Source organism: Shimia sp. MMG029 (assembly GCF_027947445.1).
In the GTDB taxonomy this organism is placed as follows: Bacteria; Pseudomonadota; Alphaproteobacteria; order Rhodobacterales; family Rhodobacteraceae; genus Shimia.
Genome location: NZ_JAQJIM010000001.1, coordinates 1,188,359 through 1,211,548, shown reverse-complemented (window position 1 = coordinate 1,211,548; position 23,190 = coordinate 1,188,359). Strand labels below are relative to the sequence as shown.

24 protein-coding genes are annotated in these 23,190 nt (G+C 57.0%); 18 read left to right on the top strand and 6 right to left on the bottom strand.

What is annotated here, in order from left to right; genetic code table 11:
- Window positions 1-22 precede the first annotated feature (22 nt).
- Genes PJL69_RS05795 through PJL69_RS05785 form a run of 3 tightly spaced genes read right to left on the bottom strand, consistent with a single transcriptional unit; the run spans window position 23 to window position 2,958 of the window.
- A complete protein-coding gene (locus PJL69_RS05795) occupies window positions 23-610 on the bottom strand; it encodes a TadE/TadG family type IV pilus assembly protein (protein ID WP_271308795.1) in 588 nt (195 codons plus the stop codon).
- A 3-nt stretch (window positions 611-613) separates the two neighbouring features.
- Window positions 614-1,150 (bottom strand): TadE/TadG family type IV pilus assembly protein, encoded by a 537-nt coding sequence (locus PJL69_RS05790; RefSeq protein WP_271308794.1) that lies wholly within the window; start codon window positions 1,148-1,150, stop codon window positions 614-616.
- Complete coding sequence (locus tag PJL69_RS05785; RefSeq protein ID WP_271308793.1) at window positions 1,147-2,958, bottom strand: TadE/TadG family type IV pilus assembly protein; 1,812 nt, start codon at window positions 2,956-2,958, stop codon at window positions 1,147-1,149. Before PJL69_RS05785 ends, PJL69_RS05790 begins: the two co-directional genes overlap by 4 nt.
- Window positions 2,959-3,281: 323 nt before the next feature.
- On the opposite strand from PJL69_RS05785, the gene PJL69_RS05780 reads away from it, so the two are divergent.
- From PJL69_RS05780 to ribD, 12 genes are all read left to right on the top strand, one after another.
- Window positions 3,282-4,712 (top strand): Glu/Leu/Phe/Val family dehydrogenase, encoded by a 1,431-nt coding sequence (locus PJL69_RS05780; protein ID WP_271308792.1) that lies wholly within the window; start codon window positions 3,282-3,284, stop codon window positions 4,710-4,712.
- 4 nt (window positions 4,713-4,716) lie between these two features.
- Window positions 4,717-5,319 carry a DUF6151 family protein gene (locus PJL69_RS05775; protein WP_271308791.1) on the top strand — a complete coding sequence of 201 codons (603 nt, stop codon included), beginning with the start codon at window positions 4,717-4,719 and terminating at the stop codon, window positions 5,317-5,319.
- A 132-nt stretch (window positions 5,320-5,451) separates the two neighbouring features.
- On the top strand, window positions 5,452-5,787 hold the full coding sequence (locus PJL69_RS05770) for a hypothetical protein (RefSeq protein ID WP_271308790.1): 336 nt from the start codon (window positions 5,452-5,454) through the stop codon (window positions 5,785-5,787).
- Window positions 5,788-5,812: 25 nt separating this feature from the next.
- A complete protein-coding gene (dnaG, locus tag PJL69_RS05765; RefSeq protein WP_271308789.1) occupies window positions 5,813-7,777 on the top strand; it encodes a DNA primase in 1,965 nt (654 codons plus the stop codon).
- 140 nt (window positions 7,778-7,917) lie between these two features.
- Window positions 7,918-9,903, top strand: coding sequence for an RNA polymerase sigma factor RpoD (gene rpoD, locus PJL69_RS05760; protein ID WP_271308788.1), 1,986 nt, complete (start codon window positions 7,918-7,920; stop codon window positions 9,901-9,903).
- 2 nt (window positions 9,904-9,905) lie between these two features.
- Window positions 9,906-10,187: an HlyU family transcriptional regulator gene (locus tag PJL69_RS05755; RefSeq protein WP_209096405.1), complete on the top strand. Its 282-nt coding sequence runs from the start codon at window positions 9,906-9,908 to the stop codon at window positions 10,185-10,187.
- A 162-nt stretch (window positions 10,188-10,349) separates the two neighbouring features.
- Window positions 10,350-10,763 carry a hypothetical protein gene (locus tag PJL69_RS05750; RefSeq protein ID WP_271308787.1) on the top strand — a complete coding sequence of 138 codons (414 nt, stop codon included), beginning with the start codon at window positions 10,350-10,352 and terminating at the stop codon, window positions 10,761-10,763.
- Window positions 10,764-10,903: 140 nt separating this feature from the next.
- A complete protein-coding gene (locus PJL69_RS05745) occupies window positions 10,904-11,314 on the top strand; it encodes a hypothetical protein (protein WP_271308786.1) in 411 nt (136 codons plus the stop codon).
- Between the two features lie 78 nt (window positions 11,315-11,392).
- Window positions 11,393-11,800 carry a hypothetical protein gene (locus PJL69_RS05740; RefSeq protein WP_271308785.1) on the top strand — a complete coding sequence of 136 codons (408 nt, stop codon included), beginning with the start codon at window positions 11,393-11,395 and terminating at the stop codon, window positions 11,798-11,800.
- Window positions 11,801-11,851: 51 nt separating this feature from the next.
- A complete protein-coding gene (locus tag PJL69_RS05735; protein WP_271308784.1) occupies window positions 11,852-12,280 on the top strand; it encodes a secondary thiamine-phosphate synthase enzyme YjbQ in 429 nt (142 codons plus the stop codon).
- A 228-nt stretch (window positions 12,281-12,508) separates the two neighbouring features.
- A complete protein-coding gene (nrdR, locus tag PJL69_RS05730) occupies window positions 12,509-12,976 on the top strand; it encodes a transcriptional regulator NrdR (RefSeq protein ID WP_209096389.1) in 468 nt (155 codons plus the stop codon).
- A complete protein-coding gene (gene ribD, locus PJL69_RS05725; protein WP_441347458.1) occupies window positions 12,973-14,097 on the top strand; it encodes a bifunctional diaminohydroxyphosphoribosylaminopyrimidine deaminase/5-amino-6-(5-phosphoribosylamino)uracil reductase RibD in 1,125 nt (374 codons plus the stop codon). Before nrdR ends, ribD begins: the two co-directional genes overlap by 4 nt.
- On the opposite strand, the gene PJL69_RS05720 is transcribed toward ribD, so the two are convergent.
- From PJL69_RS05720 to PJL69_RS05710, 3 genes are all read right to left on the bottom strand, one after another.
- Window positions 14,094-16,103 carry a capsular polysaccharide biosynthesis protein gene (locus PJL69_RS05720; RefSeq protein WP_271308783.1) on the bottom strand — a complete coding sequence of 670 codons (2,010 nt, stop codon included), beginning with the start codon at window positions 16,101-16,103 and terminating at the stop codon, window positions 14,094-14,096. The two genes, ribD and PJL69_RS05720, sit on opposite strands and share 4 nt — an antisense overlap.
- A 2-nt stretch (window positions 16,104-16,105) precedes the next feature.
- The gene (locus PJL69_RS05715; RefSeq protein WP_271308989.1) at window positions 16,106-17,221 is read right to left on the bottom strand and encodes a polysaccharide biosynthesis/export family protein; all 1,116 of its coding nucleotides are present in this window, start codon (window positions 17,219-17,221) and stop codon (window positions 16,106-16,108) included.
- 113 nt (window positions 17,222-17,334) lie between these two features.
- Window positions 17,335-18,630, bottom strand: coding sequence for a capsule biosynthesis protein (locus PJL69_RS05710; protein ID WP_271308782.1), 1,296 nt, complete (start codon window positions 18,628-18,630; stop codon window positions 17,335-17,337).
- Window positions 18,631-18,793: 163 nt separating this feature from the next.
- Between PJL69_RS05710 and PJL69_RS05705 the strand changes: the two genes are divergently transcribed.
- The 6 genes from PJL69_RS05705 (at window position 18,794) to PJL69_RS05680 (ending at window position 23,044) form a co-directional block, all read left to right on the top strand.
- Window positions 18,794-19,384, top strand: a complete 591-nt coding sequence (locus tag PJL69_RS05705) for a riboflavin synthase (RefSeq protein ID WP_271308781.1) — start codon at window positions 18,794-18,796, stop codon at window positions 19,382-19,384.
- Window positions 19,385-19,535: 151 nt separating this feature from the next.
- Window positions 19,536-20,657, top strand: coding sequence for a 3,4-dihydroxy-2-butanone-4-phosphate synthase (ribB, locus tag PJL69_RS05700; protein WP_271308780.1), 1,122 nt, complete (start codon window positions 19,536-19,538; stop codon window positions 20,655-20,657).
- A 4-nt stretch (window positions 20,658-20,661) separates the two neighbouring features.
- Window positions 20,662-21,213, top strand: a complete 552-nt coding sequence (locus PJL69_RS05695) for a 6,7-dimethyl-8-ribityllumazine synthase (RefSeq protein WP_271308779.1) — start codon at window positions 20,662-20,664, stop codon at window positions 21,211-21,213.
- Window positions 21,210-21,680, top strand: a complete 471-nt coding sequence (gene nusB / locus PJL69_RS05690) for a transcription antitermination factor NusB (RefSeq protein WP_209096373.1) — start codon at window positions 21,210-21,212, stop codon at window positions 21,678-21,680. The genes PJL69_RS05695 and nusB overlap by 4 nt, the downstream gene beginning before the upstream one ends.
- Before the next feature lie 176 nt (window positions 21,681-21,856).
- On the top strand, window positions 21,857-22,186 hold the full coding sequence (locus tag PJL69_RS05685) for a hypothetical protein (protein ID WP_271308778.1): 330 nt from the start codon (window positions 21,857-21,859) through the stop codon (window positions 22,184-22,186).
- A 393-nt stretch (window positions 22,187-22,579) separates the two neighbouring features.
- Window positions 22,580-23,044: an MmcB family DNA repair protein gene (locus tag PJL69_RS05680; protein ID WP_271308777.1), complete on the top strand. Its 465-nt coding sequence runs from the start codon at window positions 22,580-22,582 to the stop codon at window positions 23,042-23,044.
- The last annotated feature ends 146 nt before the right edge of the window (window positions 23,045-23,190 follow it).

Here is a 23,190-nt window from a genome sequence, read left to right as displayed (position 1 = left end):
TTTAGTTTTGATATGCGGGGCCTTAGGTATCGGCCCATGCCAGCGTGGACACAAAGCGTGGCCGCGTGAATACAAAGGTGTTCATGTTCAGGCCCGTCCATTGGTGCTGGCCCCAATCGCCCCACCAACTTTTCAGAATTTTCACAGGCGGATCATAAACGCTGAGGGACTGTACAACGATCAGGCTTTCGCCAGGCACCAATGTTGGCAGGTTGTCTGCGAGGTCAGGAAGGCTGGCGGAGGTATGGCCAGAAATGCCGCCTGCCGCGTGCGACCATTCCAGTCGGTAGTCGTTTGTGTTCAGATCCCAGGACACCAAGCTGACGACAAGATCATGCTCGCTGCGCAGCGTTGAAATCTCTCCAAACAGTTTGTGCATGCCATCGATGTAATCCTGATCCACCGCTGCGGTTTCCCGTGCGAGCATATCGGAAATGGCGAAGGCTGCTTTTTCTGTCGTGGAGCGTGCGCGATAGACGTCAAACATAATCGCTGTCGCCATCAGAGCAAAAAACAGGCCGGGGAACATAATTGCAGCTTCAACGGAAACCGAGCCACGCGTGTCGTTGCGAAACCGGCGGATGATGCTTTTGAAAGGTTGAATAAGCATGGTTTAACGAGGCTCCTGAACAAAGGCGTTCATGACGACAATGGCATAGTCACCAGAGGTGTCCTTGGCGAGACCGGCGCCAAAGGCAGATGTTGGAAAGATGGGGGTGACCTTGGCACAGGCGCGCAAGATCATCAGATCATTTTCTGAACCATCTTCAAACCGGGTGACTGGCTGAGCGTCGTTAAGCCGGTTCGTGCAGAGGGTGTTGTTACCAAGTTCGACGTAGTTGCGTGGATCCCGTGTCACCATTTCCAACAGCAAGTTGTCTTCGCAGTTTGGGATTACGGCAGCCTTGTCGCAGATTTTGGTCACCAATTCATCGTGGTTCGGTGTGAACCCGGTGGTCAGGCGAATGTCTCGCACCGCCAAATCCAGCGAACGCTCCAGATAGGAATAGCGCAGCGACATCAAGCCAAGTTCCACTGAGGAGAGGAACAGCCCGAGGAAGAAGGGCACCATGATTACGAATTCAACCGTAACTGTGCCTTCTTCGTCGCGTCTGAAAACGCGGGGGAGTTTTGCAAATTTACGGATCATTGGGTCAACCTCAGTTGGCGGATGGACGTTGCAATGGTGGCAAAGGCGTTGCGGATTTCGAGCCCATCCACATCAAAGTAGTGGCTGTCGGAGCTGGCGCAGTCCTTCAGGACCGTCTGTCCAGAATAGGGAGCCTCAAAACCGATGGTGAACACGATGACACCCGCATCCTTTGCTGCCTGACAGATCTGACGCGTGCGGGCGTCTTTTTCAGTTCTCTTGAAGGAGCTGCGTACGCCATAGTGCCAGTCGTTGTAGGCCGCGTCGTAGCCCATGAAGGGGCGGTACAGATAATCGGCGATCCAGGAGCTGGTGGTATAGGCCCACAGATTTGGATAGGTGATGACTTCTGCTGAGCCGGGCTCGTCAACCGAGACCGTTTTGGTGACTTTCCGGTAGCGTTTGCAAGATCCGTTGCGGCGGTAGGACTTACACTCCCAGCTGCTTTCTGTCGTTTCATAAACGCCTTCACCATAGGCCCAGTTCTTCCACTGCGAGGTGGACGGCCAGTAATAAAGCGGCTCACTGGTATTGCCGTCGTAGTCCTGGTCATATTCGTCCTGGCCAACGTAGATGGAATAGAAGTCCTGCTGTTCGTTATACCAAACGTTGGACTCGCCAGAGCGGAAATCATCACGGATGTAGTATTGGCTGGTGTTTTGGCCATCCGTCATCAAGACAACAACTTTCATGGAGTCGTTGGTGCCGTAAGCGTAGGGGCGGTCTGCGAAATCAGGGGAAACGTCGCCGCTCTTGATCAGGTTGGCCGCGATGGGTTCAAATGTGGGATCAACCAGAGCCGTTCCCCACTTCATGCCCACATCGATGGATGTGTTTCCGCGTGCCGTTAGATTGTTGATGTAGTTTTTCAGCGTGGTGCGGTCGCCTTCCATCACCATCGCTTCGCGGCGATTGTCAAATTCGCACACAGGCGTTTTGTTGACTGGAGAGGAAGAGCTGTCGCGGTTGTCATACCGATACCACGGGTCAAAATGCATCGTGCGCTGGTAAGGCGAGTGGGTCGAGATCTGGGTGTTCGAAAAATCAGAACCCCTGAAGTTGATGCAGTTTGAGTGGGCATTTTCACCGGTGGTGTTCAGCTGACCAAACAGATTGTCCGGAACGGCAACTTGGGTCGCATAAGGTACAACGGAAACGGACAAAGTACCGTCAATCGTATTGTCGTCCATGGTGTCAATGAACTCGCGTGCCGCAATCTTCAGATTGGTCAGACGACTGTTGCTGTTCATTGAACCGGAGACATCGAGCACAAGCGCAATTTCGACATTGCCGATGCTTTCGATCGCCGTGCCTGCAGCTCGAATGTTGACCTTCTCTACAAGTTCGCGGTCTTCGATGTCGCCGCGCCATGCGTGGCGGAAACGCGCTGCGGTTTCGCTGGCACGGAATGTGGATTGAGCGTCAGCCACGGCGCTAACGCGTCGGTAAATTGGTGGACCACCCTCAAAAATCGGGATGGTTTCGGAATTTGTGGTGACGGTGTCCACATCCACGCCGGACTTTTGGAAATAGTCTTCTACCACCGCGGTTGGTGCGCGCTCCTGATCGAGGTCGGCAGCGGCCAGAACGGCCCTGTCCAGCGTATGCTGTAGGCGGGTGCGCTCCATCTCGGCTTTCATCATGTCAGCGCCAATGCCCCCGATCGCAATCATCATAATGACCAGGATCACAGCAAAGGCGACCATCACACCGTCTTCTTCTTTGCGGAAGCGGGAAATCAGCCCCAGATGCGCCTTTGATTGGCGGGGTTTTAAGGTACGCCTTGGGCGGACTAGAAATTCGTTCATGTTACTCACCTCGTCTGGACGCGCGAAGTCTTTCCCACCGCAGAAACGGTTTGCGCCACAGGATTTATTTCTTGGGATTGCGGCGCAAATGGGGCAGAACGAGGCGATTCATGCGGCGCTTGGGCCCATTTTTCCGTTCGTTTGCAAAGTCTTGTCGACAGTCATCTGATTTTGTGCGGTTCTGTTTCCATACCGAAAACGAAAATCTCACAAACAGTTGCTGTGTTTCACCTATCGTCATCATCCGTTAATTGGCCTAACTCTACGTTAGTTCGGTCGATGTGACAGTGAGTCGCAACAAATCGCTTGTCGGAGGGTAAGAGATGAGCACGATAAAAGAGCCGAGTTTTCGGGAAAGTGTCGATCTGATGTTCAACAGAGCGGTTGCTCTGATGGATCTCCCACCGGGGCTGGAAGAGAAAATTCGAGTTTGTAACGCCACATATACTGTGCGTTTTGGTGTGCGCCTGCGCGGCGAGATCAAAACCTTCACGGGCTATCGCTCTGTGCACAGCGAGCATATGGAGCCGGTCAAGGGCGGCATCCGCTTTGCGATGGGTGTGAACCAAGATGAAGTTGAGGCGCTTGCTGCGCTGATGACCTATAAGTGTGCATTGGTCGAAGCGCCATTTGGTGGTTCTAAAGGTGGCTTGCGGATTGATCCGCGTCAGTATGATGAGCATGAGCTGGAGCGGATTACACGCCGTTTCGCTTATGAGCTGGCCAAACGAGATCTGATCCATCCGTCACAGAACGTGCCAGCGCCGGATATGGGCACTGGTGAGCGCGAGATGGCCTGGATGGCGGATCAATATGCGCGGATGAACACCACAGATATCAATGCGCGCGCCTGTGTGACGGGCAAGCCGCTGAATGCGGGTGGCATCGCTGGCCGCGTTGAGGCAACTGGTCGTGGCGTGCAGTACGCCTTGCAGGAGTTTTTCCGTGAACCGCTCGACATTCAGAAAGCCGGTCTGTCTGGCTCTCTGGATGGCAAGCGTGTGATTGTGCAGGGGCTGGGCAATGTGGGCTATCATGCTGCGAAGTTCCTGAGTGAGGAAGATGGTTGCAAGATCATTGGTGTCATTGAGCGGGACGGTGCGCTGTTCAGCCCGGATGGCATTGATGTGGATGCTGTGCAGCAGTGGCTGGCCAAAAATGGCGGCGTGTCTGGTTTCCCGGATGCGACCTATACCGAAAACGGGGCGACCGTTCTGGAAGAGGATTGCGACATCCTGATCCCAGCGGCGCTGGAAGGGGTGATCAACCTCGGCAACGCAGACAAAATCAAAGCGCCTTTGATCATTGAGGCCGCAAACGGCCCGATCACTGCGGGTGCGGATAACATCCTGCGCAAGAAAGGCACTGTGATCATTCCGGACATGTATGCCAACGCTGGCGGTGTGACCGTGTCCTACTTTGAATGGGTCAAAAACCTGAGCCACATCCGCTTTGGCCGGATGCAGCGTCGTCAGGAAGAGGCGCGCCACCAGCTGGTGGTGGATGAGCTGGAACAGATCAGCGCGGCATTGGGCGGCCAGTATAAGCTGACCGATGGCTTCAAGCAGAAGTATCTGCGGGGCGCGGGCGAGCTGGAACTTGTACGCTCTGGGCTCGATGACACGATGCGGATTGCCTATCAGTCGATGCGTGACGTGTGGCATTCGCGCGACGACGTCGAAGACCTGCGCACAGCTGCCTATCTGGTGTCGATCGAAAAGGTCGCGGCAAGCTACCGCGCGAAAGGTCTGTAAGCCAATGGCGGCGCCTGTAGACCTTCAGATCGGGTGCCGTTGCGGGCAGTTTGGTGCCGTGCTCAAAGATGTGAGCCCAGCAATGGGCTCACATGTGCAGTGTCACTGTGCCGACTGTCAGACCGCCGCCCGTGTTCTGGGCGCTGAAGAACAGTTGCTGCCGCGTGGTGGCAGCGACATTTTCCAAACCACCCCTGCGCATTTGCAGATCACCAATGGGCAAGAGCATCTGGCGTGCCTGCGGTTGTCACCCAAAGGGTTGATGCGCTGGTATGCGGGATGCTGTGACACGCCGCTGTTCAATTGTCTGCCACATACAAAGCTCGCGTTTGTTGGCATTTGGGTGCCTGCGTTGCAGGGCGAAGCTGTGGACAAAGCTATCGGCAAAGTGATTGCCGTTGTGCGCACGCAAGAGGCCCCCATCGGCTCTGAGCGGCTGCGTGAATATGGCTTCAATCGCGCGGGTTTTCAGGTGCTTGCGCGCCATTTCGGCGCATTGATGCGCCGGCAGGTGAAGCAAACACCCCTGTTTGACACGGCTGGCACACCTGTTGTTGTGCCGCGCGTGTTAAGCAAAGAGGAGCGAAAGGCCGCGACGCCTGCCTAACAGGTTCCCGCTGTCGGACCGTTTGATGCCTTCACAGGTCAAAACACTGGCGCTTGCGCTCAGATCAGCAATGGAAAGCTTGGCAGCGCGGGGGTAGTCTCTTTGGATTGGAAGTGATTCAGGAGAGTGCGGATGATCCGTTATGTTTTGGCTTTTGCTTTGATGGGCACAGCGGCTCAGGCAGCAGACAACAGAGAAGAAGTCTGCGGTCAGCAGGGCACGGTGATGAGTGCCATACAGGAAGCGCGTTTGGATCGTGTGCGTGAAAGCAAGCTGGAGGCGCACCTTCTGGAGACCAATCCGGGATGGCCAGACAGCTACAAGGTTGCCATTCAGCAATTTGCCCCCATTGTTTATGCCGCCAAGCGCAAAGATCTGAAAAACGTCGATTTGGGCGCACAGATTACGCAGCAGTGTCTGGACAATTGGGACAAGATTCAAGAAATGCAGAAGTCCGTTTCCAACTGACCTTCTGTGTGATGTGATCTGACCCATGTCTTTGCCACCCGGATTCCTTGATGAGCTTCGCAGCCGCACCTCCATCACACAGGTGGTTGGGCGCAAGGTCATGTGGGATCAGCGCAAATCCAATCAGGGCAAAGGCGACATGTGGGCGCCATGCCCATTTCATCATGAAAAAACCGCGTCTTTTCATGTGGATGACCGTAAGGGGTATTATTATTGCTTTGGCTGTCAAGCCAAAGGCGATGCCTTGAAATTTGTCATCGAAACGGAAAACGTGAGCTTCATGGAGGCGGTGGAGATCCTGGCTGAAGAGGCCGGGATGCAAATGCCGAAACGCGATCCACAAGCGCAGCAAAAGGCAGATCGGCGCTCGCTGTTGGCAGAGGTCATGGAAATGGCCACGCAGCATTTCCGCCTGATGCTGAATGCCGGGGTTGGGAGCGCGGCGCGGGCTTATCTGGATGGGCGTGGGCTGTCACAGGACGCGATAGACCGGTTTGGCATCGGCTTTGCGCCGGAAGGCTGGCAGGGGCTTTGGGACCATCTGACAGGTAAGGGCGTTGCGCCTGATCTGATTCTTGCGGCAGGACTTGCGAAGCCTTCGGCCAAAGGCGGCAAGCCCTATGATACGTTCCGCAACCGGATCATGTTCCCTATTCGCGATGCTCGGGGCAAATGTATTGCTTTTGGTGGTCGCGCCATGGATCCCAATGACAACGCGAAGTATCTGAATTCACCTGAGACCGAGCTTTTTGACAAGGGGCGCAGCCTCTACAATCACGGGCCCGCGCGCGAGGCAGCCGGCAAAGGGCAGGCGCTGATTGTGGCTGAGGGCTACATGGATGTGATCGCGCTGAGTGAAGCGGGATTTGGGGCCTCTGTGGCGCCGCTTGGCACGGCAGTCACGGAAAACCAGTTGCAGCTTTTGTGGCGCATCTCTGATGAGCCGATCATTGCGCTTGATGGCGATAAGGCGGGCCTGCGGGCTGCGATGCGGGTGGTCGATCTGGCGCTGCCTTTGCTGGAAGCCGGCAAGAGCCTGCGCTTTGCGATCATGCCGGAAGGGCAGGACCCCGATGATCTGATCCGCGCCAAAGGGTCGAGCGCAGTTCAGAAGGTGCTGGATGGGGCGATGCCGATGGTTAATCTGCTGTGGCAGCGGGAGATTGAGGGAAAGATTTTTGACAGCCCTGAGCGGAAAGCAGCGCTGGACAAAACACTGCGCGCCAAAATCAAGCTGATTCAAGATCCGTCGATCCGCAGTCATTATGGTGATGCCATCAAAGAGCTGCGGTTCCAGCTCTTCCGCCCACAGCGGGGCGCTGGCGGAAAGCGCGGTGGTTTTCAGCGCGGCCGCTGGAATGTGCAGCCCCCGGTGCAAGCGCGGACCAAAGTTTCGATGTTGGCAGCCAGCGAAGGTGCTGTTGAGCAACGCGTGCGCGAAGCGGTTGTTCTGGCGGTGGCGCTCAAGACGCCAGAGATTCTGGATGACTTTGAGTATGAAATTGAAAGCATGGATTGCTTGGATCAGGACAACGCCTTGATGCGGGATGCGCTTTTGCGGTTTGCCAACAGCCCGGACCCGCGCGCCAACATAGAGGGGTATCTTGGCCATGAAGCGGTTGAAAACCTGCTGCACCAACCCCATGTGGCGATTACCCCTGCGGTTCTTCGGGCGGGCGACACCGCGCTTGCGCGAAAAACGCTGAGAGAAGAGCTCAATAAACTGAAGGCAGAACGTGGCCTACGCCAAGAGATCGCAGAGGCGGAAGAAGAAGCGCATTCTTTGAATGATGAAACGGTAACGTGGCGATTGGGACAGGCCGCAGAGGACAGCAATAAGGCCAAACTCTCTAGCCAAGACGAAGAAGGCGGCGATTTTGCGGTTGGGGCCAATGGTGCGCCGATCGACAAAGAAGAACGCGCAGCGCTTGATGCGCTGGCCGAAAACATAGATTTTTCACGGGGCGGGCGACCACCACGGCGCGGATAATGCGCGCCGGAAAAGCGGTCAAAGCGCCCTTGTGAGCAACAGATGAAGAAAACGGGCTTTGTGGGGTTGCGAATCACCCCGTGTAAGGATTGATTCGACGCTAGCGAATCACCTTCAGCCCGAACTTGCAGGAGCACTTAATGGCCGCCAAAGACACCGACGACCAGAAGCCCGCCGATCAGGACGCCGAAATCTCGCTCGATATGAGCCAGACTGCCGTCAAGAAGATGATCGCCGAGGCCCGCGAGAAGGGCTACATCACCTACGATCAGCTGAACCAAGTTCTGCCGCCTGATCAGGTGAGCTCTGAACAGATCGAAGACGTGATGTCGATGTTGTCTGAGATGGGCATCAACATCATTGAGGATGAAGAAGCCGAAGAAGAAGAGGCGAAATCCACCGCGGTTGTGGACACCTCTTCGGCCAATCGTGGCGTTGCGCTCGCGGGTGCCGGTAACGAAAAGCTCGACCGCACCGACGATCCAGTGCGCATGTACCTGCGCGAGATGGGCTCTGTTGAGCTTCTCAGCCGCGAAGGCGAGATTGCGATTGCCAAGCGTATCGAGGCTGGCCGCAACACAATGATTGCCGGGCTGTGTGAAAGCCCACTGACATTCCAGGCGATCACCATTTGGCGTGACGAACTTCTGTCCGAAGACATTCTTCTGCGTGACGTGATCGATCTGGAGACCACATTCGGCAACCAGATGGGCGATGATGACGAAGAGGAAGAGGCACCTGTAGCCGAAGCCGCCAATGTGACCACCGCACCTAAACAGGAAGCGGAGCAGGAGCTGGATGCGGACGGCAATCCGATTGCCAAAGACGATGACGATGATGAGGATGAACAGGCCAACATGTCGCTTGCGGCAATGGAAGCGGCCCTGAAGCCTCGCGTTCTTGAAACGCTGGACATCATTGCCCGTGACTTTGCGCAGCTGAGCGACATGCAGGACGCGCGTATCTCTGCGACGCTGAACGAAGACGGCTCTTTCTCCGAAGCCGATGAAGCCACCTATCAGAAACTGCGTGCAGAAATCGTGCTGCTGGTGAACGAACTTCACCTGCACAACAACCGTATTGAAGCACTGATCGACCAGCTTTACGGCATCAACCGCCGTGTGATGCAGATCGACAGCTCCATGGTGAAGCTAGCGGATCAGGCGCGCATCAACCGCCGCGAATTCATTGACGCCTATCGTGGGCGAGAGCTGGATCCGACCTGGCTTGAGGATATGTCCGAAAAGTCCGGCCGTGGCTGGCAGATGTTCATGGAGCGCTCCTCTGACAAAGTGATGGAGCTGCGCAACGACATGGCCCAGGTGGGTCAGTATGTTGGTCTGGATATCTCCGAATTCCGCCGCATCGTACAGCAGGTGCAAAAAGGTGAGAAAGAGGCGCGTCAGGCCAAGAAAGAGATGGTCGAGGCGAACCTGCGTCTGGTGATCTCGATTGCCAAGAAATACACCAACCGTGGCCTGCAGTTCCTTGACCTCATTCAGGAAGGCAACATCGGCCTGATGAAGGCGGTGGACAAGTTTGAATATCGCCGCGGCTATAAGTTCTCCACCTACGCCACATGGTGGATCCGTCAGGCGATCACCCGCTCCATCGCGGATCAGGCGCGTACCATCCGTATTCCGGTGCATATGATCGAAACGATCAACAAACTGGTGCGGACTTCCCGTCAGATGCTGCACGAGATTGGCCGCGAGCCAACCCCGGAAGAGCTGGCCGAAAAGCTGCAGATGCCGCTTGAGAAGGTCCGTAAGGTGATGAAGATCGCCAAAGAGCCGATCTCTCTTGAAACCCCGATCGGGGATGAGGAAGACAGCCAGCTGGGTGACTTCATTGAGGACAAGAATGCCGTGCTGCCTCTCGACAGCGCCATTCAGGAAAACCTCAAGGAAACCACCACCCGCGTGCTGGCAAGCCTCACCCCACGTGAGGAACGTGTTCTGCGGATGCGCTTTGGCATCGGCATGAACACCGACCACACGCTGGAAGAGGTGGGTCAGCAATTCAGCGTGACTCGTGAGCGTATCCGTCAGATTGAGGCGAAAGCGCTGCGCAAGCTGAAGCACCCGAGCCGCTCGCGCAAACTGCGCTCTTTCCTGGATCAGTAACCGTGTCGTTGCTGAAGAAACTGTTTGGCGGCGCGGCAAAGGCGGACCAACCGCCCGCTGCGCCCGAACACACAGAATACAAAGGCTTTCTGATCACCCCGATGCCGATCTCTGAGGGCGGGCAGTTCAGAATTTCTGCGCGTATCGAGAAGACGGTGAACGGCGAAGACAAGACACATACCCTCATTCGAGCGGATGTTTTGCGCGATGAAAAAGAGGCCAAAGAGGCGTCCGTCAATAAGGCCAAGCAGATGATCGACCAGATGGGCGATCACCTGTTTTAAGATCATTCTGATTTGAAGATGCCGCATGGCATCACGTGTCTATTCCGTTGTACTACGGGGATGTGACCGTCGGAGATTTCCGGCGGTCTTTTCACTTCCCTCTTGCCGCGTTACTCTGCTCTGGCCTGCTATTGTGAGTGGGCGTTGCTTTCAGAGATTGAAATGAAACGTTTTTCTTTAGTGATGGTTGCCGCTGTGGCGGCATGTGAAACTGCACCCGGTGACGGTGCCTTCGCGACAGCAAACGGCGCGCGCGTTTACCCGGTGAGCGCGGATGTGTTTGAAGTCACAGCGCGTCCAAACAACGAAATCAATCAATTTTGGTGTGGTGCCGGCGAATACGCAAGCCGTGTGCTTGGCGCCCCCAACAATGCGCGGGTCTATGTGGTAGGCGAAGCCGGCCGGGGTACCGTTGTCGATTCCCCCAATGCGATGCAGTTTTCGCTGTTGCCACCAGGCCAAGCCAGCGGTGCCAGCGGCAGAGAGGGCACGTGGGGGCCAGATCTGGGCGAAGATGAATTTGTTGGCGATGCCAGATACCGTTGTATGCGCCGCACTGACTTCTTCGCGGGTTAATCTGAACCATATCGGCGGACGTTTGCTGTCTTAGACAATGCAAACGCAGGATTGTGCGCCAGATGCGCAGCGGTCCAGCGGATCATGTTGGAAATTGAATAGGTTCGCGGTAAAGTGCTGAAAAATAAAGGGATATCTATATGATCAAACGCCTTTCCATTCTGTGTCTTAGCCTCGCGGCGTGCACGGATCTCGGTGACGGAGGCTTTGTGACCGCAGGAGGAACACGGGTCAATCCTGTGAATGCGGATGTGTTTGAGGTGATTGCCCGCCCCAGAAATGAAAACAATCAGTTCTGGTGCGGGGCGGGGGAATATGCACATCGGGCCCTTGGTGCGTCTCCGGGGGCAAATGTGTATGTCGTTGGCGGGGCTGGTGCTGCTGTGACGATGGAGTCGCCCAATGGCGCACAATTCTCCCTGAAGCCACCGTCTCAGGTGTCGGGTGCCACGGAGCGTGACACAAGATGGGGGCCACGTTTGGGGCAATCCATGTTTGTGGCAGATGCCCGAGGGCGCTGTGGCCGTGATGAATTTGACTTCCCTTTCTAAAAGACGTGGCGGCGCCAATTTTGATCAGGCCGCGTTGATCTGACTGAACGGAAACAGACGCAGATGTGGAGATGTCGCATGCGCTACACGATGGTTTTGGTGCCCTTTGTGCTGATGGCTTGTGAGGGTTCGGGCGGTGTTTTCGTGACCAGCAACGGCGTTCGGGTGAACCCGGTCAATGCCGATGTGTTTGAGGTGCTTGCACGGCCTGCTGGGCGTGCGTCTGACTTTTGGTGTGGCGCAGGGCACTACGCCCGTCGCGCCTTGGATGCGCCAGACACAGCGCTTGTGTATGTCGTCGGTGGGGCTGGGCCGGGGGTGACCGCAAACACCCCGGATGCCGCCCAATTTTCGCTGAACCTCCCGTCGGAGGTGTCTGGCGCAACCGGTAGGGCAGCATCTTGGGGGCCCGACGTCGGTGCCGCCACAACGGTCGGGCAGGCGCGGCGAAGTTGCCGAGATTTGGCGACCAGCTCGGACGATTGAGCGTGACCGCATATCTCGCCACAGGCTGGTGCAAAACCTAAGGAGGCGCGCATGCCGCAGACTGAGTTTGAGATATCGACACGGGGGCAGGGGCTTTACGAGTTTACCCATGATGTGACCCGTTGGATCAGCGAGCTTTCTGCGCATGGTGGTCAGGGGCTTTTGACACTCTTTGTGCGCCATACCTCCTGTAGTCTGCTCATTCAGGAAAATGCGGATCCAGAGGTGCAGAGCGATCTGCGTGCATTTTTTCATCGGCTCGTGCCACCCACAACCGATCCGTCGATGCAGTATCTCACCCATACCTACGAAGGGCCTGATGATATGCCCGCCCATATCAAAGCGGCCATGATGCCTGTGTCGCTCACAATCCCGGTCCGTCAGGGAGCGATGGTTTTGGGGACGTGGCAGGGGATCTACCTGTTTGAACATAGAAATGCGCCGCACATCAGATGTGTGTCGGCGCATTTCAGTGCATGATTGGATCAGCTCATTTTGCCTCTCAGGCACTATAGCACAGTGCATTAAGTTGTGCAGGGGGAAAGAAAATTTCCATTTTCGCCTGTGGCTGATGTTGGGGTGTGCTTTTGCCACTACCCAAAGATTTGTAGCTCCCCTATAGTGGCTGTGGATAAGTTGAAAAATCACCCAAGCCAAGTCCCATCGGTAAGCGGGCAAGGTTAGAGCAGCTGAATCAAGGGGAAGTCTATGCGCTGTCCGTTCTGTGGAAATATCGACACTCAGGTGAAAGATTCACGCCCGGCAGAGGATCACGTTTCGATTCGTCGGCGTCGTTTTTGCCCCGCCTGTGGCGGTCGGTTTACCACCTATGAGCGCGTGCAACTGCGAGATCTGGTTGTGGTGAAATCCAATGGCCGTCGCGAGGACTTTGATCGCGACAAACTGGAACGCTCGATCCGAATTTCTATGCAGAAGCGCCCAGTTGAGCCAGAGCGCATTGATCAGATGATTTCTGGCATCGTGCGTCGACTGGAAAGCATGGGGGAGACGGATATTCCCTCCAAGACCATCGGCGAAATTGTCATGGAAGCGCTCGCGCGGATCGATACGGTGGCGTATGTGCGCTTTGCCAGTGTATATAAGAACTTCCAGGCTGCGGATGACTTTGATAAATTTGTCAGTGAACTGCGTCCCGATCCTGCTTCTGAGGAATAATTGTGACTGATCGCCGTTTCATGGCGCTGGCCCTAAGTCTGGGGCGGCGCGGTCAAGGTGCGTGCTGGCCCAACCCGGCGGTGGGCTGCGTCATTGTGAAAGACGGACGTGTTGTTGGGCGAGGCTGGACGCAACCGGGCGGACGGCCTCATGCAGAGCCAGAGGCGCTGGCGCAGGCTGGCGCGGCCGCGCAAGGGGCCACGGCTTATGTGACGCTGGAACCCTGTGCGCATCACGGGAAGACCCCTCCCTGTGCAGAAGCTTTGATCGCAGCCAAGGTCGCGCGCGTGGTGATCGCTGTTGAAGACAGCGACGCACGGGTTTCGGGGCGCGGGATTGCGATGCTGCGGGAGGCTGGCATTGAGATCACCATGGGCGTGCTGGCTGACGAGGCCGCACGCGACCTGCAAGGCTTTTTCCTGAAAACCGATCTCGGGCGTCCTTTCCTGACGCTGAAGCTTGCAACCACGCTGGATGGTCGCATTGCCACAGCCTCTGGAGAAAGCAAATGGATCACCGGGCCTGAGGCGCGGCGTGCAGTACATGGTATGCGTATGCGCCATGACGCCGTGATGGTGGGCGGTGGCACTGCGCGGGCGGATGATCCTTCGCTGACCGTGCGCGATCTTGGGGTCTCTCAGCAGCCTGTGCGCGTGGTGGCCTCCCGCCGCCTTGACCTGCCGCTTATGAGCACATTGGCACGCACAGCCAAAGATGTGCCGGTGTGGATTGCCCATGGCGATGATGCCGATGCCACACTCATGCAGACTTGGCGTGACATTGGCGCAGAGCTTTTGCCCTGCGCGCTTGAGGGGGCGCAGCTGTCAGCCACATCTCTGCTTCAGGCTTTGGGCAAGCGCGGGCTGACGCGGGTGTTCTGCGAAGGCGGCGGAGCGCTGGCGGCGTCGCTCTTGGCTGCAGATATGGTGGATGAATTGATCACCTTTTCGGCTGGTGCGGTGATCGGCGCTGAGGGCTATCCCGCGATTGGGGCAATGGGTCTTGCGCGACTTGCGGAGGCGCCACGATTTGAGCTGGTGGATCACCGTGCGGTTGGGCATGACATGATGTGCACCTGGCACCGCGTCGAGGCGCAGCGGGATCCACGCTACACGCTTTAGCGTCGCCAGAGTGCCTGATAGCTGGCAAATCGTCCCTGCAACTTTGAAAGCAGCCGATTGCCCAAACCGGGGTGCGGAATCTGACCATTTGAAAGCCGCAGAAGCGCTGTTTCGGCGGGGCAGGGCAACTTACTGACCGGATCACGATAGCGCGGATAGTCAATCAGGGCTGCATGGACCAGGCCCGCAAGCTGTGGTTTCGCTTTGCGCCGTGCCGGAGGTGTGCCCAAGTCATTGGTCAGCCCCCATCCCCCATAAAACGGAGCGCCCAAGGTGGTCACTTTGCAGCCGCGCAGCAGGGCCTCAAAACCTGTGAGAGAGGTCATCGTCCAGACCTCCTGCACGTGATCAAGCAGATAGGCCATATCCGCCTGCTCAAGCACCAGATCTGCAAGCTCTGCCGCTGCCTCAGGATCTACGCGCCCTGTACGCAGGCCAGCCTCTACATCTGGGTGCGGTTTGAACAGAATGCATGCGTCCGGGTTTGCACGCCGCGCGGCGCGCAGAAGATCCAGATTGCTGCGGACCTCTCCCGCACCTGTCAGAATGGAAGCGTCGTCTTCGACCTGTCCCGGCACCAGAATGCGATGGCCATCTGGCAGCTCAGGCTGTGCGCCACCGAGATTGTATTTGCTGACGTGTGCCTTGCGGATCGCTTTGATCAACGAGAGGGCGCGCCCCTCTTGATCCGGGCGCAGCGTTTCACGCGCTGCAATCAGGCGCTCAAGGCGGCTTTCCTGCGTGGGGTCGTAGTAGATGCCCAGATCATCACAGACCAGCGAGAGCGGCGGTACCAATTCTGCCCCAAGCCCACGTGAGCGCAGAAAGCCGTCTTCCAATCGAACTGTGCCCTCAGGGCCTTGTTTGCTGGCCCAAACCATATCGCGTGCGTCCGAAGTCTTGCGTTCAAACACCATCGCTTTGTGCGCGCCAAAGAAGCGCTGCAGAGGTTTGCGTTTCCAAAGCCGCATGCCGTGGCCGTTCCAGCCGTGCCGGTCTTCACGCCAGGCGCGTGTTTGGGCGGCCAGTTGCTCCAGCGCGTCTTCCAGTTCACAAAGCTGATCCGTGCAGGGATTGTACCACGTTGGATACAGGATCATCGCAGCAGCGAACAATTGGGCGCGAGTCAGTCGGCGTTGGCGGCGATAGAGCGGAAATTCATCCTCTGTCAGATCCCAGCCAGCATAGAAGGGTTGGCCAAAAACACGCGGCTTGTGACCGGCCAATATCGCCTCAAACCCCATCTGGGATGACACGGTATAGACCGCGATCGCCCCATCCAGAAGCGCCCAAGGGCTGTGGTTCTCATCGCAAAGGCTGACGCGGTCTGTAATATGCTGCGCACCGAAGTAACCCGCGCGCGCGCCTTGACGGGTTTCCGGGTGCGTCTTTATCAGAACGCGCGCGCCCGGGTTTTCTTCCTGTGCAAGGATCAGCATTTCCTGAAAGCGGGCGTCATTGGCGCCGCTGGCGCGAACAGCGGCGTCATCCCGTGTTTGATCAATAACCAGCACGTAGCCGGGATCAGGTGGCCTGAGTGTTTCATCCGTCGCAGCGTATTTGGTGAGATGGCTTTCTTTCAGCCGGGCCATCGCGCCGCGCGCGCGGTCGAGCAGAACAGTGTCATCCAGCGGATGGTGCTTGAGCAGCTTTTCCAGATCAGAGGGTTCGCTTGGATCAAAGTGCGGTACGACGCTGTCGATCAGCAGGCCAATTGGCGGCTCTTTATGGATCCGACCGGGAAAGAGAGAGCGCAGAAAAGCATCTTCCACATAAAGACAGGGCGCACCTGTACGCTCTGACATCTTGCGCCCGCGATGCGCCGTCGCGCTGTTGCCCCAGATGGCAATCAGATCAGTGTCTGTGGGGCGACCGAGATGGAGGCTGTAACCTGCGAGGTTTAGGATGCGACGCAGACGCTTTTGCAGGAAGAACCCGCCGTTGAATGCAAAAAGCCGCCGGGGATCACTGCTCCCGGCGGCTTTGTTTTCATATATATCGTGCACGTTTAGAGGCTACCGAGGCTGCTGAGCGTATCAGCAGAGGATAGGGTGCCTGTGATCGCGGAGATGGTTTTGTCCCATGTCGTGATCGGTGCTTCTGTGACGTACAGCGTGTCCCCATCGCGAATGACAAAATCGCGCGCCATGAACATGCCGTTGGGTTTGGTCAGATCGAGTACATAGACCATACGTTGTGCGCCGTTCAGATCCTGACGGCCCAGAACGCTGTTGGCGATCACATCGGCTTCGTTGCGGAACACGAATACACCCGTTGGGTCACTGTTGGTGGGGGTAAGGCCGCCCACTTGTGCCAGCGCTTCGATGGCGGAGAGATCTTTGGAAAAGAAGTTCACCCGGCTTTGGGTGCCGGTCGCACCCAGTGCGGTGAAAGCACGAGTGTCTTCTTCTACCAAGATGCGGTCGCCGCCACGCAGCGCGATATCAAGGCTTGGATCGTCATACAAATCCTGGAACCAGATTTGCCCGCTGGCGCTGCCGCGCAACACCGTGATCTGGGCGATTTCCGGAACAATGGTCACACCACCTGCTTGTGCCAGCATCGTGGACAGGGTGCGTGTGGGGCGTTCAATCGGGTAGACGCCCTGCGCCCCTACGGCGCCAACCAGTGAAACCGTCGCGCCATCACCGGCCGCGCGGCGCACTTCGACCTGTGGATCAGGCGTTTGTTCTTCGAGTTTCGAAGAAATGATGCGGCGGATGCTCTCTGGCGTGTTGCCAGCTGCGCGGATACGCCCCGCGTAGGGCACAAAGATGAAACCTGCGCCGTCAACCTGAACCTCTTCGAGAATCGCGGCAACCTGGCCCTCTGGTCCCAAGAGCGGTTTGTCGACGTTTTCCCAGATGGTCAGAGCCAGCACATCCCCCGGACGAATGGTGTCAGAGCCAAGCTGACCGGCATTTTGGAAACTGTCACCGAAACCAAGCGCTGGTACGATAGCGGTGGCGCGTGACACACGGTCATTCACCTCCACAATGAAGGCGTCGCCTTCACGCTGTACGGATCCAGCGTAGATTTCTTTCTTGTTCGGGCCTGCGCGCGGCACCAAACTGCAAGAAGCCACAAGAGCCGCCATCGCGACCAATGTGGCGCATTTACCCATACGGGTTGCAAGGACTTTCACTGCTCGGTCTCCTCGACCTGTTTTATTCTGCCTCAGGTTTTTGAGACAACTTATCGAAATTGAAACCAAAAATCCAGCGCTAGACTTAGGGGTCAGTCGCTCACGAGCCGCAACTGTTGCCGTGGTGCCGCTGTACCAGAGGCCAGTGCTTTGTAGGGATCGTCAGGAGACAGCATCATATCCACAACTTGCCGCAACAGCTGTCGGCGGGCGCGCGCAGAATAAAAGCCGCCTGGCACCTGGCTGGTTTCCAGCAGGTAGCGGCGGTACGTTTTATAGGCGCGGTTGTCCGGGCGACTGGCCCCGGCAAAAAATTCTGCAAGCGGCTGTTTGCTGACGAACTCTGGCTGATCATAGACCGCGCTGCCAAATGCCTTCAGCGGGATGCCACGCCACAAAACCTGTTGCGCAGCGGTGGAATTCACGGTCACCGCTGAGCGCGCGTCATTCAAGAGTTGCGCCAATTTTCCGCCGCGCACATAGTGCACGCGATCTGCGACTTTGTGCAGGCGCGCCAGCCTGCGAATTTCCCGCCGCAAAGGCACCCGCCCATCTTCCAAAGGATGGGCCTTGAAGACAAGGTGGTGGTGCAGGGGGGCACCGGCGGCAAAGTTTTCAATCACCAGCGTCAGGAAATCTGTCATGCTGTCAAAAGGTGAGTGGGCCTGAAAGCTGCTGTCGTGCTCCAGTTGCAGCAGCGCCAGATGGTAGGGAAACCCACCATAGCGGATGCGCAAGGTCGCAAGACGCCGCTCAAGCGCGTGTGCCGGCATCATCAGCAGGCGCTGGAGGTAAAGCCTGAATTCCCGCGTGACCGGCAAGGCGCGATGGGGGCGGAAATTTCGGTACGCTTGGTTCGTAAACATCACAAACCAATGGTAGAGCGCACCATAAAACACATGGTGACGCGTGTCCCCCCAATGGGCTGGCGGCAGGGGGGCCTCCATATCAGACAGCTCCAGTGCGCGCTCCATCTCTGCGATGGTCATGTCCATAAGGCGGGAATTGCCGTTGGAGCCGCCACGCTCATAAGTGACCCAATAGGGGCGCAGGTAGCCTTCCTCAAAAACATGAACATTTACGCCACGTGACTGCGCGATCTTGACGGCGAGTGCATGGATGGGGCGTGTGTCCCCATAGAGCACGATATCGGTAACCGCCTTGTCCGTCAGGATTGCTTCGAATGTGGCTGGCCAGTTTTCAAGCGTGTCCCGAAACGGGATATACCGGTTGCGCGGTCGCCAGAATGCGTGATCGCCGGCATTGAACCCCACGCGCCAGACCTCAGCCCCAGACCGGCACAGCATACGCCCCAGCGCCGCAAAAAACGGGCCGTGCGGTCCCTGCAAAAACAGGAAGGTCCTATCTGCACCAGTGGTATTCTCCATCGTCTTCAACCCTATACGCGGGAATTTAAGTAAATGTTACCCTTTCGGCGTGGCAAAATTGTGGTGCGCGCGCGGCTGGATAAGGCCGTTTGGCGCTGCTGCTGCTTGTGTTGACGCGCGCTGCGGCTTAGGTCTTAGCCAATTCAGAGGATTGGAGCGGCTTGTGTTTACCGGAATCATCACCAACGTTGGCAAAATTGCAGACCTTGAACAGCGCGGCGACCTGCGGGCGCGCATCAGCACAGGCAATGACACTAGTGGCATTGAGCTGGGTGCGTCGATTGCCAGCGATGGTGTGTGCCTGACAGTGATTGCCACGGGTGACGACTGGTATGATGTTGAAATCAGCGCAGAGACGGTTTCCAAAACCAATCTCGCCGCGTGGGAAATCGGTCGTCGTGTGAACCTGGAGCGTGCGCTTAAGGTGGGCGATGAACTGGGTGGGCACATTGTCTCTGGTCACGTCGATGGCGTCGCTGAGATTGTGTCGATCACCGAAGATGGCGACAGCACCCGCTTTACCTTCGCAGCACCAGAAGCCCTTGCAAAGTTTATCGCGCCGAAAGGCTCGGTGGCCCTGAATGGCACCTCTTTGACTGTCAATGAGGTCGATGGGTGCAATTTTGGCGTGAACATCATTCCGCACACCAAAGAGGTTACAACCTGGAGCGACGCGAAAGAAGGTGATCTCATAAACCTCGAGATCGACACTCTGGCGCGATATGTGGCGCGCCTTACAGAGATGGAACGCTGAGATTCCAGCGCAGGCTGCTGTTGGTCGCGCATGGAATTTGGGCGCAGAGCAGGGTGCATGCTCTGCGCTTTTGCACATCAGGGTGACGTTCCCGCACTTTCAATCGTGCCGCGCATGGTCTATCTGAGCCGCAACAACGCGGAGATGACAGATGTCTTTTGAACAGCCCGGCCCCGTAGAACAGAGCCTGCGCGCGGCGATCAGCCCGATTGAAGAGATCATCGCGGATGCACGTGCAGGCAAGATGTATATCTTGGTCGATCACGAGGATCGCGAAAATGAAGGGGATCTGATCATCCCGGCCGAGTTTGCCGATGCTGCGGCTGTGAACTTCATGGCCACACATGGGCGTGGGCTGATCTGCCTGCCCATGACAGCTGAGCGCATTGACGATCTCGGACTGCCAATGATGGCGGTGAACAACTCCAGCCGTCACGAAACAGCGTTTACGGTTTCGATTGAAGCGCGTGAGGGCGTGAGCACGGGGATTTCGGCGGCGGATCGTGCGCTGACCATTGCCACCGCGATCAATGAACAGAACACCATGGCGGCGATTGCCACGCCGGGGCATGTCTTCCCCTTGCGCGCCAAACGCGGTGGCGTTCTGGTGCGGGCGGGCCATACCGAGGCGTCTGTCGATATTTCACGCCTTGCGGGCTGCCATCCAAGTGCCGTGATCTGTGAGATCATGAACGAAGACGGCACCATGTCTCGTCTGCCGGAACTGGTGGAATTTGCCCAAAAACACGATCTGAAGATCGGCACGATCAGCGATCTGATCGCTTATCGTTCCCGTGTCGACAATGAAGTGGTGGAAACCTCCCGTGAAACCGTGACCTCGGAATATGGCGGCGATTGGGAGATGCGGATCTTCACCGATCAGATTCACGGCATCGAGCATGTGGTGATGATCAAGGGCGACATCACGACGCCTGAGCCGGTTCTGTCGCGCACCCATGCGCTGCATGAGGCAGGAGACGTGCTTGGCCTTGGACCAAAATCGGTTAACGAGCTGCCCACGGCCATGCGTAAGATTGCAGAGGAAGGCCGCGGTGTGGTCTGCCTGTTCCGCGAAGTGCGCCACAGCCTCTACGCCGATGAAGACGAAGGCCCACGCATTGTGAAACGCACGGGCCTGGGGGCTCAGATCCTCTCCAACCTTGGTTGCAAGGAGCTGATTCTGCTGACCGACAGCCCGGAAACAAAATATCTCGGACTGGACGCCTACGGGCTGTCCATCGTGGGCACACGCCCCATTCTCTCAGAAGGATAAGACCATGGCAGGCGCAGAAAAACACTACATCATGCCGCGCGCAGAGTTCGACAAGCCGGTCAAACTCGCCATCGTGATGTCACCTTACTACAAAGATATCGCCGACAATATGCTGGCTGGTGCAGTTGCAGAGATCGAAGCGGTGGGCGGCACCTATGAGGTGGTCGAAGTGCCCGGCGCGCTGGAGATCCCAACCGCGATTGGCATTGCCGAGCGCATGAGCAACTTTGATGGCTATGTGGCGCTGGGCTGTGTGATCCGGGGCGAGACCACGCACTATGAAACTGTCTGCAACGACAGCAGCCGCGCGATTCAGCTTCTGGGGCTGCAGGGGCTGTGCATCGGCAATGGCATCCTGACGGTGGAAAACCGCAAGCAAGCCGAAGTGCGCGCCGATCCGGAAGATCAGAACAAAGGCGGCGGTGCGGCCGCTGCGGCCTTGCATCTTGTCGCATTGGGCCGTAAGTGGGGCGCTCAGCGCAAAGGAGTCGGGTTTTTGCCGGATTCCGAAGAACTCAAGATCGCTGGTCAACTCAAGGACAATCCAACGGCATGACCCTTTCAGGTAACCAGAAACGTAAGATGAAATCTGCCTCTCGGCTCTATGCAGTGCAGGCGTTGTTTCAGATGGAAAGCTCTCACCAGACGGTTGATCAGGTGCGGGTGGAGTTTCTGGACCACCGGTTTGGCGCCGAAGTGGATGATGGCACCGACATGATCGAAGGCGATGCGGAACTGTTTCGCAAAACCCTTGAGGATGCGGTGAACTATCAGGCGCCAATCGACCAGATGACCGACCGCGCACTGGTGGCGAAATGGCCGATTGATCGGATCGATCCCACCCTGCGTGCACTGTTTCGTGCGGCCGGTGCGGAGCTTTTGCAAAGTGACACGCCAGCCAAGGTAGCGATCGCAGAATATGTGGGCATTGCGGCGGCGTTTTTCCCGGACGGGAAAGAATCGCGTTTTGTGAACGCTGTGCTTGACCATATGGCACGCGAGGCAAAGCCAGAGGCGTTCTAAACGCCTCGACCATCTCTTTTAATCGTTAATTGGCTGTTAACCTTCGCGCGCCAAGGTGATCTGGCGCGCGTGATGCAGCGTAGGTATTCCTACAATCGCGTTAGGCGAAATGTCGCGCGTGCCGGGCTTGCCGTTTTCGATCGGCTGTCGTTTAATGAGCGAAAGGAGGCACTGTCATGCCAAAGCTTATCTCTCTTTACATTCGTCAGGTTGCGATCGGGTTTGCCCTGTCTGCGGTGTTTGTTGGGATGCTGATGTATTTCAACGTCGCCAATCTTTGGCATCTGGTGAGCAGCAGCTCTGAGGGTATCCTGGCTGTCGTTGTGATGTGGGTGCTGAATGGCATCGTGTTCGCGGGCGTACAATTCGGCATCGCCATTATGCGCTTGAAAGACGACGATCAGCCCCGTGGTGGCAAGCGCCAGATGATGCCGGTGATGCTGGCAGAGCCGGTGCCGGTCAAAGTGGATCGCCGCACACCTCAGCAGCGCCAGATCCGCCGCTGAGTCCCGATTTACAGACCTTCAAATCCAAAGCCCCGAGAGATGAACTCCGGGGCTTTTCTGTGTAAAGCCCGCTGCTGTTGGGAACATTTCGAATACCGCATGGCACGATCGAATGGAGGTAAAGTGGCGGGCCCGCAAACGCAGCCGTGGGGTTATCTCATTCCCGAGGACCTGTATATACAGGTGGGCGCCAGGTAACCAGGCCAGGACCAGGACAGAGCCAGCTCCCTCGGAATTGCTTAAGGCCACCGGAATGCAACCGTATCACGAGAAGGGCAGCACCCGCCGCTGACCTATCTATGCCTGGATCTGATCAATGACAAGGGGCAGCAGGTGCTGGCGCGCGCAAATCAGCGCTTGATATTTTGTTCTCTTTATGTTCACGTTGTGCCTATGGATGAGAATTTGCAACCCGGACAGCGCCTTGCGCGTGGTGTCAGCCGCCATTTGCGCAGCCATGGCTTTGTCTCTGTTGAGGAATTTGTACCTGCACGTGGCCTGCGTGTGGATGTGATGGCGTTGGGCCCCAAGGGCGAACTTTGGGTGATTGAATGCAAGTCCAGCCGCGAGGACTTTCAGACCGACAAAAAATGGCAGGGCTATCTGGAGTGGGGCGATCGCTATTTCTGGGCGGTGGATACGGAGTTTCCGACAGACCTTTTGCCAGAAGGCACCGGGCTAATTTTTGCGGATTCCTATGATGCGGAGATCATACGCATGGCGCCAGAGGAGAAACTGGCCCCGGCGCGCCGCAAAAAGATGATCCAGAAATTTGCCATGGATGCGGCACGGCGCCTACAGCGCTTTCGCGATCCCAAATTGTCCCCTTTGCCAGAGGAAACGGATGAGGGCGCCTGATACGCCGAAAAAACACTTCAGAGGAGGGGCAAGTGATGATGGTGAAGTTTTATTACCCGGATGGGGATTGGTGTTACCGCGCATTGCACACGGTGCATGCCGTGTTTCACAATCCGGAAGGCGCGTTGATTGCGCGGGCGTAGCGG

Excerpts from the sequence above, each read along its gene's own strand:
- PJL69_RS05795 (WP_271308795.1), bottom strand. The coding sequence starts at position 610 with ATGCTTATTCAACCTTTCAAAAGCATCATCCGCCGGTTTCGCAACGAC.
- PJL69_RS05790 (WP_271308794.1), bottom strand. The coding sequence starts at position 1,150 with ATGATCCGTAAATTTGCAAAACTCCCCCGCGTTTTCAGACGCGACGAA.
- PJL69_RS05785 (WP_271308793.1), bottom strand. The coding sequence starts at position 2,958 with ATGAACGAATTTCTAGTCCGCCCAAGGCGTACCTTAAAACCCCGCCAA.
- PJL69_RS05780 (WP_271308792.1), top strand. The coding sequence starts at position 3,282 with ATGAGCACGATAAAAGAGCCGAGTTTTCGGGAAAGTGTCGATCTGATG.
- PJL69_RS05775 (WP_271308791.1), top strand. The coding sequence starts at position 4,717 with ATGGCGGCGCCTGTAGACCTTCAGATCGGGTGCCGTTGCGGGCAGTTT.
- PJL69_RS05770 (WP_271308790.1), top strand. The coding sequence starts at position 5,452 with ATGATCCGTTATGTTTTGGCTTTTGCTTTGATGGGCACAGCGGCTCAG.
- dnaG (WP_271308789.1), top strand. The coding sequence starts at position 5,813 with ATGTCTTTGCCACCCGGATTCCTTGATGAGCTTCGCAGCCGCACCTCC.
- rpoD (WP_271308788.1), top strand. The coding sequence starts at position 7,918 with ATGGCCGCCAAAGACACCGACGACCAGAAGCCCGCCGATCAGGACGCC.
- PJL69_RS05750 (WP_271308787.1), top strand. The coding sequence starts at position 10,350 with ATGAAACGTTTTTCTTTAGTGATGGTTGCCGCTGTGGCGGCATGTGAA.
- PJL69_RS05745 (WP_271308786.1), top strand. The coding sequence starts at position 10,904 with ATGATCAAACGCCTTTCCATTCTGTGTCTTAGCCTCGCGGCGTGCACG.
- PJL69_RS05740 (WP_271308785.1), top strand. The coding sequence starts at position 11,393 with ATGCGCTACACGATGGTTTTGGTGCCCTTTGTGCTGATGGCTTGTGAG.
- PJL69_RS05735 (WP_271308784.1), top strand. The coding sequence starts at position 11,852 with ATGCCGCAGACTGAGTTTGAGATATCGACACGGGGGCAGGGGCTTTAC.
- nrdR (WP_209096389.1), top strand. The coding sequence starts at position 12,509 with ATGCGCTGTCCGTTCTGTGGAAATATCGACACTCAGGTGAAAGATTCA.
- PJL69_RS05715 (WP_271308989.1), bottom strand. The coding sequence starts at position 17,221 with ATGGGTAAATGCGCCACATTGGTCGCGATGGCGGCTCTTGTGGCTTCT.
- PJL69_RS05710 (WP_271308782.1), bottom strand. The coding sequence starts at position 18,630 with ATGGAGAATACCACTGGTGCAGATAGGACCTTCCTGTTTTTGCAGGGA.
- ribB (WP_271308780.1), top strand. The coding sequence starts at position 19,536 with ATGTCTTTTGAACAGCCCGGCCCCGTAGAACAGAGCCTGCGCGCGGCG.
- PJL69_RS05695 (WP_271308779.1), top strand. The coding sequence starts at position 20,662 with ATGGCAGGCGCAGAAAAACACTACATCATGCCGCGCGCAGAGTTCGAC.
- nusB (WP_209096373.1), top strand. The coding sequence starts at position 21,210 with ATGACCCTTTCAGGTAACCAGAAACGTAAGATGAAATCTGCCTCTCGG.
- PJL69_RS05685 (WP_271308778.1), top strand. The coding sequence starts at position 21,857 with ATGCCAAAGCTTATCTCTCTTTACATTCGTCAGGTTGCGATCGGGTTT.
- PJL69_RS05680 (WP_271308777.1), top strand. The coding sequence starts at position 22,580 with ATGGATGAGAATTTGCAACCCGGACAGCGCCTTGCGCGTGGTGTCAGC.